Source organism: Vibrio sp. CB1-14, assembly GCF_040412085.2.
Taxonomy (GTDB): Bacteria; Pseudomonadota; Gammaproteobacteria; order Enterobacterales; family Vibrionaceae; genus Vibrio; species Vibrio chaetopteri.
In genome coordinates, this window is sequence record NZ_CP115921.1 from 472,451 (window position 1) to 488,431 (window position 15,981).

A 15,981-nucleotide genomic window follows, 5' to 3' on the forward strand; every position below is an offset into this window, starting at 1 on the left:
TTATGGAAAACCTTCATCAAAACACAGATGAGACACTCAAGGCGCCTAATTCGCTAAGCAAGTTGCAGAAAAAGACCAAGTGGCTCATCCATCACTTTAAAAAAGAATGGCAACTCTATTTGCTACTCGCTCCAACCGTTATTTGGTTTTTAGTGTTCCTCTATAAGCCCATGTACGGATTACAAATCGCCTTTAAAGACTACAGTGTGTTCCGTGGCATCACGGAGAGCCCTTGGGTAGGGTTTGAGCACTTCGTTACGCTGTTTGAAAACGATCAATTTTTACGCGCAATTCGCAACACAGTCATGATAAGTGGCGCGAGCCTTATCTTTGGCTTCCCAGTGCCAATTATCCTTGCTCTGATGTTCAATGAGATCCTCAATGCGAAGTTTAAACGCACCGCACAAACGATTGTGTATCTCCCACACTTTATCTCAGCCGTTATTATTGCCGGTATTGTGATCACCGCATTTTCACCCTCAACCGGTGTGGTGAATCTGTTCCTCAATGCCCTTGGCTATGACTCGGTGTACTTCCTCACAAAACCAGAGTGGTTCCGCACGATCTTCGTCGGCACCGGTATCTGGCAGGAAGCGGGCTTTAGCTCCATCGTATTCCTAGCGGCTATTGCTGGCGTTAACCCATCACTCTATGAATCTGCAGTCGTGGACGGCGCTTCGCGTTGGCAAATGATGTGGAAGATCACCCTACCTTGCATCCTACCGACGGTCATCATCATGTTGATCATTCGAATCGGTAACATCCTTGAGGTTGGCTTTGAGATGATCATCATGCTCTATCAGCCTGCCACTTACGAGACTGCAGACGTCATCAGCACCTTTATTTACCGTCAAGGTATTCAAGCTGCTCAATACGATCTCGCCGCTGCCGCCGGTCTTTTTAACGCTGTTATCGCCTTTATTTTGGTGATGTCCGCCAACAAGATCAGCCGTCGCGTCTCTTCAACATCGCTGTGGTAATGGAGTAAGTTATGAGCCAAGCAATGAATATGAACTTGTACTCCCGAGGCGATAAGGCGTTTGTCTATCTGAATATGTTCCTCGTGGGTATCTTCACCATCAGTACGCTTTACCCTTTCATCTATGTGGCATCGATGTCTATCAGTGCTGGTGATGCCGTAACAGCAGGTCAGGTTGTGCTTACCCCTGTCGATATCACGTTCGCCGCGTACGAGAAGGTCATCACCGATCCTGCTTTTTGGATATCGTATAAAAATACCTTTATCTACACCTTCGGCGGTACGCTTGTTAGTCTATTGATTATTGTTCCTGGTGCCTACGCGTTGTCTAGACCCCAGTTACTTGGTCGCAAATACTGGAACATCCTAGTTGCCTTCACCATGTGGTTTAACGCCGGCATGATTCCGTTCTTCTTAAACATGCGCGATCTGGGTCTACTCGATAGCTACTTCGGTATCATCATCGGTTTTGCCTGTAACGCGTTCAATATCATCCTATTACGTAACTTCTTTGAGGCCATCCCAACGTCATTTGAAGAAGCAGCTCGAATGGATGGCGCCAATGACTTCCAAGTACTTTGGAAGGTATTCATCCCACTAGCAAAACCTGCCCTCGCGACAGTGACGCTGTTTTGTATCGTCGCGCGCTGGAACGGCTTCTTCTGGGCCATGGTATTGCTTCGCGATGAAAGCAAAGTGCCACTTCAGGTTTATCTGCGTCAGATCATCACCCAGCTTACCGATGACGATACGTTCGCCAGTACCTTGATTAACTCAGCTTACTCCTTCGAGACGGTGAGCGCGGCGATCATGATCTGCTCCATCATTCCAGTGCTTCTGATTTATCCATTTATTCAAAAGTACTTCAACAAGGGAATTATGTTGGGTGGGGTTAAAGAGTAACCCCCTCTGCCTAATACAAAACACAATAACGAGAAAGGAAACAAAAGATGAATGTAAAAATCACTGCGTTGTCTACCCTGATCGCTGCCACGCTTGCTGCCCCAGCATTTGCAGCGGAAGATGGTGCATACAAAGTGGCGGATAAACCAATTAAACTCGACATCCACCTACACCAAAAGAAGTTCGTCTATAACAACGACTGGCCTGTGGAGAAAGAAGCGGCGCGTCTAACTAACGTTCACCTAAACAACGTAGCCTCAATGGCAACAACCAAGAGTGAAGAAGCATTCAACCTGCTGATCGCATCGGGTGACTTGCCTGATATCGTCGGCGGTTCAAGCATGAAGAACAACGTAAACACTTACGGCCCTGAAGGTGCGTTTGTTCCCCTTAACAAACTGATTGAAGAGCATGCGCCAAACATTAAAGCATTCTTTGACGCCAATCCTGATGTTTGGGCATCCATCAAAGCCTCCGATGGCAACGTGTATTACATCCCGTACCTACCTGATGGTAAATACGGTCGTGGCTACTTTGTTCGTTATGACTGGTTAGAGAAACTTGGCCTTGAACCACCGAAAAATGTCGACGAAATGTATGAGGTGCTTAAAGCATTCCGTGACAATGATCCAAACGGCAATGGCAAAAAAGATGAAGTCCCTTTCTTTGCTCGACACTGGCAAGAGATGGTTCGTCTAGTGACACTGTGGGATGGTCGTACGTCTGGCTCTGACGTGTTCCACGACTTTCATGTGATCGATGGTCAAATCAAGCACGGCTATGCGCAAGAAAACTACAAAGTCGGTATTCAGAACCTCGCCAAATGGTACCAAGAAGGTTTGATTGATGCTGAAGTATTCACTCGGGGCAGTCGTTCTCGTGAGTACTTATTGTCAGCCGACCTAGGCGGTATGACACACGACTGGTTCGCCTCAACCTCTGGCTACAACGATTCGTTGGCGGACAAAGTAGAAGGCTTTCAATTCAAAGCATTCGCGCCACCAGCCTCCATCAGTGGTAAACGTGTAGAAGAGCATCGCCGCGCTAAAGTGAAGCCAGACGGCTGGGCTATCTCATACACTAACGAACATCCAATCGAGACCATTAAGTACTTCGATTTCTGGTTCACTCAAGAAGGCAAACGCCTAGCAAACTTCGGTATCCAAGGTGAGCACTATGAGCTAGTCGATGGCAAGCCAGTGTTTAAAAAAGAGATCCTAGAAGCGGATACACCGGTTAACGCACAAATGTGGGCGATTGGTGCTCAGGTTCAACGTGGTTTCCCAATGGATTATCAGAACGAAGTCCAATGGTCGAACAAATACGCGCTTGAAGGTATTGCTCTGTACGACCAAGGTGATTACTTGTTGGAACCATTCATGGGTGTCTCTCTAAATACGAAAGAGAAAGACATTTACGACAAGCACTGGGTCACCATTCGTGACTACATGGTTGAAATGCAACAAGCTTGGATCCTAGGCTCTCGTGATATAGAGAAAGACTGGCCGAATTACCAAAAGAGCATAGAGCGTATGGGCTATAAGAAAGTAGTAAGTGCGATGCAAGCTGCTTACGATAGAGCTTATAAAACTAACTAGCTTTTAACCTAAAACCGACGCAATGACCCGCTTCGAAGACGACAAGCGGGTCTTTTCATTTGAGTATAGTGGCCTGCACACATTAGTGAGGGAGACCTAATTTCACTATTTTGTGCTAGAGGCAAACAGTGCGCCACCTGCAGACATAAAGAAGCCACCCATCACCTTGTTAAAGCGCTTGATGTTCTTTTTACTAGATAGCCAAGGGTTAACCTTGGCGCCAAGCCTTGCATACACCAACATGACTAAAGTATCGATTACAATCCACGTCAGAGCCAGCACGACAAACTGCGTAAGTTGAGGTGAATTCACATTAATGAAGTTAGGAAACAGTGCGGTAAAAAACAGCAAGTCTTTAGGATTACTGATACCTACCATATAGGCTTTCTTGAGGATACCACGCTGAGTAAATGAGGCTTTCTCTTGCTTAGTATCAGTGCTAAATGCGGACTCTGTACCCGTGTCTCTCCAAGTCTGGTACCCGAGATAGACCAAATAAAGCGCCCCAAAGATTTTCAGCAACAAAAATACTTTCGATGATGCTGCCAATATAGCACCCAAACCGACAGCAGAGAGGACCATCAGTGTCAGAGAAGCAAACGTTCCACCAAACACCGTCGCTAGCGCACTCGATTTCCCGTATTTAACACCGTGGGCAATGCACAGCATCGCTGAGGGGCCGGGAGATGAGATCAAAACCGTAATGACCCCAACGTACGCCAACCATAAACTCCATTCCATTTTAGTCCTCCCTGTTTTATAAGTGTTGCGTTGTGCTATGCCATCTAGCACATACCTCCCACAACCTTACCGCTCTCCTCACGACAAGTCGAACAATAAATGTACACATCTCCCCTCTTAGCTGATCACCATCGCGATATAGCCAAGAATCAATACGAGAACCGATGTCAATGCATAAGGGACGGGATAACCAATTGCAGGCATGTCACTTTGGGTGGCATCTTGCGCCCCTTTCATTGCTGGCGTGCTATTTCGACCACCAGCGCAAGCGCCGGCAAGAATTGCTGGGTTCATCTTGCGAATGTACAGCCCATATAACCAAGCCAGTAAAGGCGGAACAAGCGCAGCAGTGACACCGAGTAGCGCAATTTTAATCACGATAATGCCTTGGAAGGAGGCGAGGATTTTAGGACCTACGGTTGCAGCAAGCACCGCTACGAAAAGATTAAGTCCGATATCTTGCAAAAAGCTTCTCGCTCCTTCACTCATAGGACCGCCAAACGCAGGGTTTCGAGTTCGCAAGAACGAAAACACAATACCGGTAAGCATACAGCCAGCCGAAGTCCCTAATGCAAATGGGATACCCGCAACCGTTACGCTCAAGTGGCCGAACACATAGCCCACCAGTAGAGCAGTGGCTAAATAGAACGTTTCGGTCACCGTACTTTCGACTATTGGCACGCTGTTAAGCTGAGATGCGGTCTGTTCAACACACCACTGCGAGCCTGCAATACGTACAACGTCTCCCACTTCAACGGTGGTTTGAGGCAGTAACGGCTGTTGATGACCCTGCCTAAATAGCGCTTTAAAATAGACACCGAAGCCAACCTCCGCATGCAACTGAGCGACAGTTTTACCTGCATGTTCTGACTTGCCAACATGGATATCAGCCACTTCAATATCAACATTGCGGGCTCGAGGCTCATCCACTTCATTGCCAATATCTGCCTCACCTTCTTTGATAAGAGCACTGTACTCGCCACGAACACCGATAACATCGCCAAGTTGTAATATTGGGTTATCCGATGCATCCAACACTTCATCACCGCGCACAACTTTTAGCACAACAGCATCGGAAAACCGTTTATAAAGATCCTGAACCGACTGCCCAACCAACTCTTCATGCGTTACTTTGTAAGCACGGACATCGATGGGTAAAACACCAACATCGGAGAATCCAAAAGTGCTAGGGAGTTTTTCATTGTCATCACCGTTAGAGAACTCTTTCTCAGCATCTTTACCGGCTTTGATAGGATCAATACCAAACATAGAAGGTAAGTATTTGATCAACAGAATAATAAGAACAGTAGACAGCACATAACTGATAGCATAACCCGCTGCGATGTTAGCGCTGACTTGGTCTGCACTCATACCGGCTGGCGGTACAAAAGCGCCAGAGGAGATCGCCGATTGAGCCACGCCCATAACCGCTGTAACAGTATAACTTCCCGAGATAATGCCTGCCGCATACCCAGGCTCTAACCCCAAGAGCTTGGCACCCACTACAACAATGGCGAAATTACTAAAGACAACAATTAGCCCTATCACCACAAAATCTAAGCCACCTCTTGCCAGCCCCGAAAAGAACTGAGGACCGACTTTCATACCGATGGCATACATAAACATCATTAAGAAAATATCGGAGACTAGCCCCGGCTCTTCAATCTTTAGTCCATATACAGAGAAAGAGGTCAGCGCCAATGCAACACCAACAATCAATGTACCTGCCGTCGTCCCCAGGCTCACGCCTTTAACAGTAATGCGTCCTAATGGGTAACCAATTGCGAGTGATAGAAATAGAAAAACAAAAGGGTTTTCAGATAAGTAATTAAAAAGAAAAGACATGATCTCACCTGCTACATTGTGATTGAAGCAGCAGAGCGATATAAGGAATCGCCCTGCCGATTACCTAGAGCAGCCGTAACATTAACCGTGGTTAAAGTTACTCGACTCATCAGCATCGCTGCCGTTAACCATTGGATGTTTGCCAAAGAAATCAACGCAGTGTTGCAAGTCAGAGATCAATAAGTCCGCCATATCTCGACTAAAACCATGGCGCACAAGAATACGCATAATAACCAGATCTTCGCGATCAGCTGGCATGGCATACGCAGCGATCTGCCATCCACGCGATCGGATCCGATCTGACAAGTCATAGAGGTTGAAACCTGGGTTTGCATCTTTCTTGATAGACCAACTTAACGCTGGAATACCACCATGACCATCGTAAATGATTTCAAACATGCCCATTTTTTCCACCTCTTTGGCAATGTAGCGCGCCGTTTCGTAACAAGCATCATGGATCTTTTATAGCCCTCTTTGCCCAGTCTCAAGAAGTTGTAGTACTGCGCAACGATTTGTCCGCCAGGACGAGAGAAGTTCAATGCAAATGTCGGCATGTTACCGCCCAGATAATTTACATTGAAGATCAAATCCTCATGTAACGCATCCGCATCACGCCAAACTACCCAGCCCACACCCAATGGTGAAAGACCAAATTTATGGCCAGAAGCATTGATCGATTTAACACGTGGTAGACGGAAATCCCACTCTAAATCCGGGTCACAGAAAGGGGCTAAAAACGCACCACTGGCGCCATCAACGTGAATAGGAATATCTAATCCGGTTTCTTCTTGTAGCTTATCTAACGCTTCATGCACCGCTTTGACGGGCTCATATTGGCATGTGAACGTCACGCCCAGCGTTGGTACTACACCAATAGTGTTTTCATCACAACGTTTGATCACTTCTTCTGGCGTCATGATAAGACGATCACCTTCCATTGGGATCTCACGAAGCTCAATATCCCAATAGCGCGCAAATTTATGCCAACAAACCTGCACAGGACCACAAATAAGATTCGGTTTATCAGTTGGCTTGCCTTGTTTCTTCATTTTCTCGCGCCAAGCCCACTTCAATGCCATCCCACCAAGCATTGCAGCCTCACTTGAACCCGTCGTTGAGCAGCCCATTGGGTTTTCTGCATCTGGCGCATGCCAAAGATCAGCTAACATATGGACACAGCGCGATTCTATTTCGGCCGTCTGTGGGTATTCATCTTTATCAATCATGTTTTTATCGATGCATTCATCCATCAATTGATGAACCTCATCCTCGACCCATGTTTGACAAAATGTCGCTAAGTTCTGACGTGAGTTACCGTCTAACATAAGTTCATCGTGAACAACTTGATAAGCATGTTCCGGGGCGTGCTCATTTTGAGGAATTCGATACTTAGGCATGACCACAGACAAGTCTTTCGAAGAGTAAACATCATCTAGCATTGAACCACGAACAGCTGACTTTTTATGAAGAGGCATAATCTATCCTTTTTCTTACTAATACTATTAAGTAGTTAAATTGGTTTAAAAGATGGAAGAACGTGCCTTAAAGCTAGTCCAGATTTTGTGGCAGTGCTAGTTTCATATTCGGTTGATAAGATTCATAATTGCGCCGCTTGTATCGTTAATATTCGCCACAATATAAAGTCATTCATCTTACCCATAATGATGTCTAGTTTGTTGCTATGACTGCATCTACGACAAAAGTGTTGCCCCTTTCTCTACCTCCTCTTAAGAAACACATTCCCCCCTTTAAGGAGGGAATGTCTTACAAGGTGCTCAGTTTTTTATCAGTGACGAATATTCTCAGCGCGATATTCAAACGACGCCATCAGCTCAAATTCCAATTCGATCACAACTATCACTCAAGCTTCTTGCTAAAAAGGTAGAAAAATTTATAGTTTTATTAAGTGAACAATGAGAATCGACATGTCTTTACAGAAAAAGCAATCTAAAGTATCACTGAACATTAAGATTTCATCAGACTTAGATTTTCGTCTTAAACGAGCGAGAAAAGCAGCGCGTGAACAAGGATTGATGTTCAACGTTTCTAAAGAAGTTGAGAAGTTCCTTGAGAAGGAAGTAAAGAAGGTTGAGCGCCATCTATCAATCGATGAAGAGATTAAAGGTAATTTAGAAGATCTTGGAGTACTGAACATAGATAAGCTAATGAAGTCTATGGATTAACTATAAAATTGCCTTGTTATGAATTATCAAACTACAACTAAGCTTGGAGATGAATATGGGAACGATAGTTGGACTGTTAGTCTTAGCTGGGGTCGACATACTCCTAAAGCGTAAAACAGGACTTCATCTACATCAGTGGATTGCCAAGAAATACCGTGATTCCCACAAAAACAAGTGAATCATTCTTATAGAAACCGCACAATTTACCACTTCACCGGTGCTACTGAAAAAACACTTCTACTAAAAAAGCCAGCAGTAAAAACCGCTGGCTCAAACACTAATTCACTTTAACGCCTACTTTGCAGCAAACTTGCTGTGCGATTTCTTCAACTTGTAGAAAGTCGCTTGGACATAGTCATCTGGATCGCCAGTGATGTTTTGGTTGTAAACACCGGCTTTAAAGTACATGTATTTGCCACCAACATCGTATCCGCTGTCCGACATATCAACAATTTGGACTGCATCAGGCTTACCTTCACGCATCAAAGTCACGGTCATTTCGTTACCGACCACTTGAATGCGATAACTAAAGGTCTCACCGAGTTCAATACCATCACCGTCTTTTGGTACACCTGTCATATCACCGACTAGATTGTAATAATTGTCGGTGCCTTTATTGGTGTTTTCATGAGCAAAGTAGACCGTACCTTTGTCGTGGTTTGGTAACTTACGGTAGTAAAGTCGAATTGGCTCATCATCTTTATCGTGGATCTGACCAATGATAAATCGACCAACTTCATTGAGCTCACCCGTCGTTGTCGTGTGATCGACTTTAAGTGTCGCTTCGAGAACACCGTCAACGCCACCAGCGGCTTTTTGATCTTCCATTGGTGCCGAGCTGAATACCCAGTTGTTTTTGTTTACGCCTTTAGTATCAACGCTCTTATCTCCTTGGCGCAGCATTTCCCTCATCTCTGTACGCGCAAACTTAGTGTTTTTCGAAGTGCGCGCGCCCTTAATAAAGGTCTTGAACACCAGGCCACCGTCATCGGCAGTATAGAAGAGTTCTGGATGCTCGTACCCGTTGGCAAGATCCCACTCATACACATTGTCTGGCTTGCCATTTTTATCATGGTCGAACGGCATAGAGATGTACCATGAAGTGAGGTCAAAGTTTTCACCTGGTTTGTTACCCGCTTGAGGCGTACTCGGTAACTTAGGCTCCGCTAAAGGCACATCCCAGTCACAACTTGTCGCACAAGGTAGGGCGACAACCGCGCCAAAGTTGCCTTTACGAAGATCTTTGCGTTTATCATCAACTTTCGCGGTGGCTTTGCGCTTCTCTTCAGCCGCCTTTTCTGCCGCAATGACATCTTCAGTAATAATGTGATTGGTTGGGCAAGCATTAATCTTACAGTTCAAAGCCGCAAACTCAGTGACACTATTCCAGCTGCTCTTTGAGTTACCTTTACCCACATAACGCACGTAGCGAGCTTCTACCGGAGCAAACTCGAAACGCTCATAACCATTAACGGCACCAGAGCTCATGCCACCTTCAAGTGCCTTGCTCCACTTATTGCCATCAACACTGACTTCAATATCGAACAAAGTCGAACGCGCATTACCTTTATGGAATGCTAGGCGCACGGCATCAAACTGATTAATGCTGCCATAATCATAGGTGGCCGTCTCTCCTACTCCATTGGAAGACCAGCGAGTCTTGATATCTTGGTCAAACAAACGCTCTGGACCATTGCCATCGTGGCTGGATGATTCGATGGCGACAGGCGTTAAAATATCAACTCTTGGTAGCTCTTGGTCGGAACAGTAATCACTCTTACAGTTAACCCCGATAAACTCCGTCACACTATTCCACGCGCTGCTGCTGTTTCCTTTACCAACATAGCGAATGTAACGCGCTTGAATCTCGGCGAAATCGAATCGTTCTAAATCCAGTGATTTACCCGTGCTTTCACCATCGCTGATGACTTTTGTCCAACTTGTCCCGTCTAGGCTAGTTTCAATATCAAATTTGGTCGTGCGCTTGTCACCTTTGTGAAACGATAGTTTAACGGCATCGAAGGCGACCGTTTGTCCATAGTCAAACGTCATGGTTTCACCCACACCATTTGCTGACCAACGCGTCTTGGCGTCGCCATCTAGAACCATTTCAGGGCTGTTCCCATCGTGGCTGGAGGCTACAACAGAGGTAGGTTTTGGCGTTTGTATGGTGGCGTTGTCACCGGTCGATACACAACCGGTCAGAGCGATAACAATGGATGAAGCGAGTAGGGTTTTAAAGTAATTTTTATTCATGGTTCCATCACTTTTGAGTTGTCCAATCAAATTGAAAACAATAGGCGTCACCAATACGAAGTGTTACGTTGATGCCTTTATTGTTACAAATAATACTCTCATATTTTTGTATTACAAATAAGACAAAAAGCTCTCAAATGAGATAACGGTCAGATCTTTTTTATAACCTGTGAATTGTTAATTAACATCAGAACTATAGGCCAGAAACAACAAAACCAGCATGTCGCTGGCTTTGATTATTTGTATGATTGTAAAACGGACTCTATGCGAAATTGTCAACAAGAATCGCACGTCCGGTTCACATGACTACTCCAAGATTTCGATTGAAGACGGGCTAAACTAATACCGCTTGCTCAATCGCATAGAAGCCAACCCATGAATAGGTTTTACCTGCTATCTCCGCGTGATTCACACTATCACAGGTCACATTAGGGTCATTACTTACCATTAAAGTGAATCGCGTTTTCTCTGTCTCAATTTCCACCACAGAGGCCGAACCTGAATGTCCGATAACTCGAATCTCTTTTGCCACACCACGAGCATTGACGGACTGTTCAAACTCTTCATTAAAGTAACCATGAGTCTCAACCACGGACGCAAGTAAGGTATCTTCTCCATGCGTCCGGAAAATAAAGCTCTGCTCGCTACGCAGGTTGAAACTTGGATCGTTAGCGCCAGTGCGGGTGAAAAAGATTTGCCCATTTGGATTTGAACTGGTGCCTAGCCAGGTGTAATAACTATTTTCTTGAAGCCAACTCACCAATGCGCTACCTGAAACGTTACCCTGTGCAATATTCCAAAGATGGCGATAGCCTAGAGCATCACTGACCACATTCAGCTCTTTGTGTGCTTGATAATCAAAGTTGGTTCTGATGATCTGACCGTCAAACTGATGTGAGTAATCATATTGATGAGCACAATCACTGGTCAGTCGAAACAGATCAATGAGTAAAGGCGCTTCAAAGTCTTCGTGCTTCAGCATAAACACACTGCGTTGCTGACCAATACCATCATAATGCGCATTGGCAAATGCACTCATACCGACCATTTGTTGGTGATCAGCACAGAAGAAGTGGGGCTCACCGTGCACGCTATCGGCGCGCTCCACATCAAAATAGTTTTGACAGGTTTCATCGACGGTTACTGCATTGTGAGCAATCGTCTGACGTGCATACGTCTTATTTTCATCTAAATAGCGACCGCCAAATTTCGGTTCAACGTTTACCCAGCGACCAAAGCCATACTCACGCAGTACCTCTTTGCCGCGGTTAAAGTAAGAGATACCCAAAGTATCAAAGTTGCCGTGCCCCATACCATGCTGACCATAGTTCATAACCAACTGGAACACATCTTTGTCTTTATCTTGGGCGCGCATGAAACCCTGAGCGCCGCGATCGCCAGTCGGGCCTTCATTCAGCTCAACGCTTGGCCAGAAAGGCAGGCCGACATCACTCTTGCTCTCAAACGCGTTCGATAACGTTAAACCACATCCATGCATCCATACTGAGTCTTGGATCTTGGCCATACCAAGTAGGTTCTCATCAATACCATAGTGTTCGGCATATTGACTAACGGCCACTTGAACACCAGCATCATTAATACTCATGGTTCTAGAAGCATCATTTAACGCAGGGAACTGACCGTTTGGATACGCCGTCGCTAGCATGGCCTCGACAGTTCTACCAATCACACCATCTTTGTAATTGAAGATATCGAGTTCTGGCATATGACGATGCAGAACTTCAGCAAATACACACAATGGACGAATTGCGTAACGGTGATAGTAAGGCCCTTCCATGTAGTAGCCTGAAGGCGCAAACAGCTTACTGATCTGAGCCAGAAAACCTCCACTTCCATCTCGATCCAGACCATAGACCGACATATCAAGAAACTCGCGACGATTCACAGCCAAGCCACAGATACCCACAGCGGCCACTGCCCAAATACCGTGATTGTGAATTCGGTCGAAGTCATGACCATACTTCACTGTGAACATATCAAGCATTGGATTGAAAAGATTATCAATCACATGTTGGCGCTCATCTTCTGTCATGGTCGATGCAACACATGAGTACGCCAAACTGCTAAACATCAGCCATACATGTTCGTTGAGTATTTGGTGGAATAAACGTCCGGTTGGATTGGTATTTTTTTGTACATGAAAATCGAAGGTCAAGTACGAGTCAGCATACGATGCCAGTAGCTCACGCACTAACTGAGCATAACGCTCTTCACCCGTGATTAAAAACAAACGACCCGCAAGATTCATATAGGTGTAGTTTTGTTTGTGGCGATTGTGCTCGTAACCACCCGCTTCACCATGCCCAGGAACCTCTATTGGAAGTCTCATAAATGCTTCCAGATCCTTAACATTCTTAGCGATGGCTTTTCCCATGAGCGTATCACGGCCGACTTCTTTACTGAGTTGCTGTACTTCATTGCCTGTAAGCAGTATTGGCTGAACTAACGTAGACATTTTCACCTTCAATCTATATCCCGGACTCAATTACAATAAAGTAATACAATATAACTAAGATTTAAATCTATTCATGAAAGAAAGCAGACGTCAATCACATAGAAGATATAGGCATAAGTGTCTTACTTGACGGGATATACAGTGATTAATCTTCACCTACTTTGAAACCAACTCTTTTCATGTTTTACGTAGATTCAACTCAATAATCGCACTAAAATTGTATTACAAATAATCTACATATGTCGCTATAACTTGTAGATACAAAAAAACCCCGCAAAGCGGGGCTAATGTAGTGCCTGGGGGATATACCGTCTAATACGTGGGAGTATTACTAGACGTATTTTTGATTAAGCGTCTTTTTTCAACTGAGTGAAGTAGTCAAAAATAACGGGTACATCATTCGATGCAAGACCTGCATCTACTGCAGCTTGCAGGCTTCGTGATGTTCCTTCTGCGATAAGCGACTCGGTACCTAGATCCGATACCATTTCTAGGAAGTAACCTAAGTCTTTATTCGCATTTGCAATAGAGAAGCCTAGTTTCTCTTCACCATCCACTGCATAGAACTTACAGAACTGCATAAACGGAGAGTTTGAAGGACCTGCTGACATAATGTCAAACAGCTGTTGACCATCAACACCAGCTAGTTTAGCTACAGCAAACGCCTGTGACATGGTTGCAACTGTCGTCATACCCATAAAGTTGTTAACAAGCTTAGTGACGTGACCGGAGCCTAGCGCACCTAGGTGGAATACATTCTCACCCTGTTCATCAAGTACTGGTTTCACTTTGTTGAATGTGTCGATATCACCAGCGGCCATAATATTCAGCAAACCGTCTTTCGCGTGAGCTGGAGTACGACCAAGTGGTGCGTCAATCATGCCAGCACCGCGCGCTGCCAACTCTTCACCAATTTTGCGAGTAGAAGCTGGGATAGATGTACCGAAATCAATCAGAGTCGAACCTTCTTTGATACCTTCAAGGATACCTTCGTCGCCGTACACCACTTTCTCTACAACGGCAGACGTTGTTAGGCAAAGCATGACGATGTCACTATTTTCAGCAAGCTCTTTAGGCGTTTGAACAGCGTTAGCACCACGAGCAACACATGCTGCAACTGCTTCTTTGTTCAGATCCATTACATTGAGCTGAAAGCCGCGGTTTTGCAGGTTTTCAACCATATTTCCGCCCATCAGGCCTAGGCCGATGAAACCAATAACTGGTTTTGTCATGTGGCACTCCTAAAATACTATTGTATGACCATTTGTGCAAATTACTATATCCCGTCTATTTTGGTTTCGCAATTACCATCGACCACAAAAACACGATGAGACGCCTAGTTTGAGATATGACGCACATAAAATCAGAATTATGAACAAAAACAAAATCTAAGTTACTGATTTTAAAAAGGAGCACCCAAAAGCTTTCTATCATGCCCTAGGATTGACCAAAATAGCGTGACGCACCCCTTAGTTTAAAGTGTCATTTTGTATTACAATACCACTTTGACTCTTTCCATCCGTTTACACACCGTTACAGGTCAAGGTTTCTCGTGTCTTCTCAAAACTATATCCGTACCAATTTCACCATTGCGTGGCCTCTCGCTTTAAATGCATTGCTCATGCAATCCATGCTAATGATTGATATTTGGTTGGTATCCCCACTTGGCGAACGACCGCTTGCTGCGATGGGGATTGCAACAACGATCGTTGCCTTTATTTTGGGAATACAGATGGCGCTGGCTAACGGCTCTCAACTGGTGTTAAGCCGTGCGGTCGGCTCGGGAAGGCCTCAATCGTTATCGAGTGCGGTATCCTCAGGGATGCTGATTAACTTTGCGGTTGCTTTGCTTTTTTGGACTTTGCTCTCCCTGTTTGAAGCACCTCTGCTCGCTATAATCACCCAAGATTCTCAGCTGCAATCTGAGATAAGTGATTACGTAGGCATCTCGAAATACCTAGTGCTGTTTACCGCCATCACGCAAATTTTCATCGCACTTTTTAATAGTATGGGGCGAAGCAAGATTCCCTTTAAGGGCTATCTAATTGAATTGCCTATTAACGCGGCACTCTCGTATGTGTTGATCAATGGGATTTCAGGCTCTAGCGCGATCTCTTTTGAAGGGTTAGGAGTCAGTGGCGCTGCACTCGGTAGTGTCATTGCTATTACAATACGCATGATTTACCTCGGGTGGAACATACAGAAAGAACCAACATTTAGCGGCCACGGTACCTTATTTACGACCCCAACGAGAACCAACTTAAAGAAACACTTTATTGAGGTATTTCCTGTCGCTGCCAATGTGACCATCTTGTCGATCGGTGCGACGACCTATCAGCTGCTCTACTCTCAACTCAGTCTCCATTCTTATGTTGCTATTACTATCATTTTCCCGTGGATAAGAGCCGGTACCCAATTTATAACAGCTTGGGCGCACTCCACTGCCATCACCATTAGCCAGGCAATTGGCTCTCGAAAAACCGATGGAATGGCAAAAAACATCGATACCAGTATTGATGTCGCGGTCTGGGCTTCTTTTGCTTGCGCGATTTTCTTTGCTGGACTTCACTTTGCGCTGGCAGATATCTACCCAGACCTAGATCCCGCGACCTATGATGCGCTTTCGGTAATCGCTCCGCTATATATATTTCTTCCTCTGGTTCGCGGCTACAACACGGTACATGGTCATGTATTGCGAGCGCTTGGAAAAACTACGGCGGTGTTTAAAATCAACTTTACTGGTCAGTGGCTTATCTCGATTCCACTTTGTGCGTTTATTATCTTGGGGTTAGATGGTTCGATCTTTTGGGCGTTTGCCGTACAGCCGATAGAAGAAATTGTTAAGGCGCTGCCATTTCGAATGCTCGCTAGACGTTCGCTGGCCGAGTTTGATAGCGCGCAGATAGACAAGCTGATGTTTGATGAGTAGCAAATCTTTAAGACAGATCCACAAAAACCGCCGAGTATGACTCGGTGGTTTTCGTTTCTTCATCAATAAAA

Annotated in this window: 10 protein-coding genes and 2 pseudogenes; 5 read left to right on the forward strand and 7 right to left on the reverse strand. The window is 45.2% G+C overall.

Translation table 11 applies throughout. From position 1 onward, the window contains the following. The first annotated feature begins 2 nt into the window (after positions 1-2). Genes PG915_RS18295 through PG915_RS18305 form a run of 3 tightly spaced genes read left to right on the forward strand, consistent with a single transcriptional unit; the run spans position 3 to position 3,480 of the window. On the forward strand, positions 3-980 hold the full coding sequence (locus PG915_RS18295) for an ABC transporter permease (RefSeq protein WP_353499843.1): 978 nt from the start codon (positions 3-5) through the stop codon (positions 978-980). A gap of 11 nt (positions 981-991) precedes the next feature. Continuing rightward, positions 992-1,882, forward strand: coding sequence for a carbohydrate ABC transporter permease (locus PG915_RS18300; RefSeq protein ID WP_353499844.1), 891 nt, complete (start codon positions 992-994; stop codon positions 1,880-1,882). Positions 1,883-1,929: 47 nt separating this feature from the next. Continuing rightward, the gene (locus PG915_RS18305; RefSeq protein WP_353499845.1) at positions 1,930-3,480 is read left to right on the forward strand and encodes an extracellular solute-binding protein; all 1,551 of its coding nucleotides are present in this window, start codon (positions 1,930-1,932) and stop codon (positions 3,478-3,480) included. 105 nt (positions 3,481-3,585) lie between these two features. Here PG915_RS18305 and PG915_RS18310 read toward each other — a convergent pair whose 3' ends face one another. From PG915_RS18310 to PG915_RS18320, 3 genes and pseudogenes are all read right to left on the reverse strand, one after another. Beyond that, the gene (locus tag PG915_RS18310; RefSeq protein ID WP_353499846.1) at positions 3,586-4,221 is read right to left on the reverse strand and encodes a LysE family translocator; all 636 of its coding nucleotides are present in this window, start codon (positions 4,219-4,221) and stop codon (positions 3,586-3,588) included. 117 nt (positions 4,222-4,338) lie between these two features. After that, positions 4,339-6,066: an aspartate:alanine exchanger family transporter gene (locus PG915_RS18315; RefSeq protein ID WP_353499847.1), complete on the reverse strand. Its 1,728-nt coding sequence runs from the start codon at positions 6,064-6,066 to the stop codon at positions 4,339-4,341. Between the two features lie 81 nt (positions 6,067-6,147). Next, positions 6,148-7,541, reverse strand: a pseudogene (locus tag PG915_RS18320) (glutamate decarboxylase). Between the two features lie 450 nt (positions 7,542-7,991). On the opposite strand from PG915_RS18320, the gene PG915_RS18325 reads away from it, so the two are divergent. Then, on the forward strand, positions 7,992-8,249 hold the full coding sequence (locus tag PG915_RS18325; RefSeq protein WP_353499848.1) for a hypothetical protein: 258 nt from the start codon (positions 7,992-7,994) through the stop codon (positions 8,247-8,249). A 294-nt stretch (positions 8,250-8,543) separates the two neighbouring features. Here the strand turns inward: PG915_RS18325 and PG915_RS18330 are convergent, their stop codons facing one another. The 4 genes and pseudogenes from PG915_RS18330 to PG915_RS18340 all read right to left on the reverse strand — a co-directional run bounded on the left by PG915_RS18330 (position 8,544) and on the right by PG915_RS18340 (position 14,213). Beyond that, on the reverse strand, positions 8,544-10,043 hold the full coding sequence (locus tag PG915_RS18330) for a polysaccharide lyase family 7 protein (protein ID WP_418643027.1): 1,500 nt from the start codon (positions 10,041-10,043) through the stop codon (positions 8,544-8,546). Positions 10,044-10,055: 12 nt separating this feature from the next. Next, a pseudogene (locus PG915_RS25110) lies at positions 10,056-10,505 on the reverse strand (discoidin domain-containing protein); the annotation flags it as partial. 334 nt (positions 10,506-10,839) lie between these two features. Continuing rightward, on the reverse strand, positions 10,840-12,981 hold the full coding sequence (locus PG915_RS18335) for a heparinase II/III domain-containing protein (RefSeq protein ID WP_353499850.1): 2,142 nt from the start codon (positions 12,979-12,981) through the stop codon (positions 10,840-10,842). 347 nt (positions 12,982-13,328) lie between these two features. Continuing rightward, positions 13,329-14,213, reverse strand: a complete 885-nt coding sequence (locus PG915_RS18340) for an NAD(P)-dependent oxidoreductase (protein WP_353499851.1) — start codon at positions 14,211-14,213, stop codon at positions 13,329-13,331. Positions 14,214-14,569: 356 nt separating this feature from the next. Between PG915_RS18340 and PG915_RS18345 the strand changes: the two genes are divergently transcribed. Continuing rightward, positions 14,570-15,910: an MATE family efflux transporter gene (locus PG915_RS18345; RefSeq protein WP_353500159.1), complete on the forward strand. Its 1,341-nt coding sequence runs from the start codon at positions 14,570-14,572 to the stop codon at positions 15,908-15,910. Positions 15,911-15,981 lie beyond the last annotated feature (71 nt).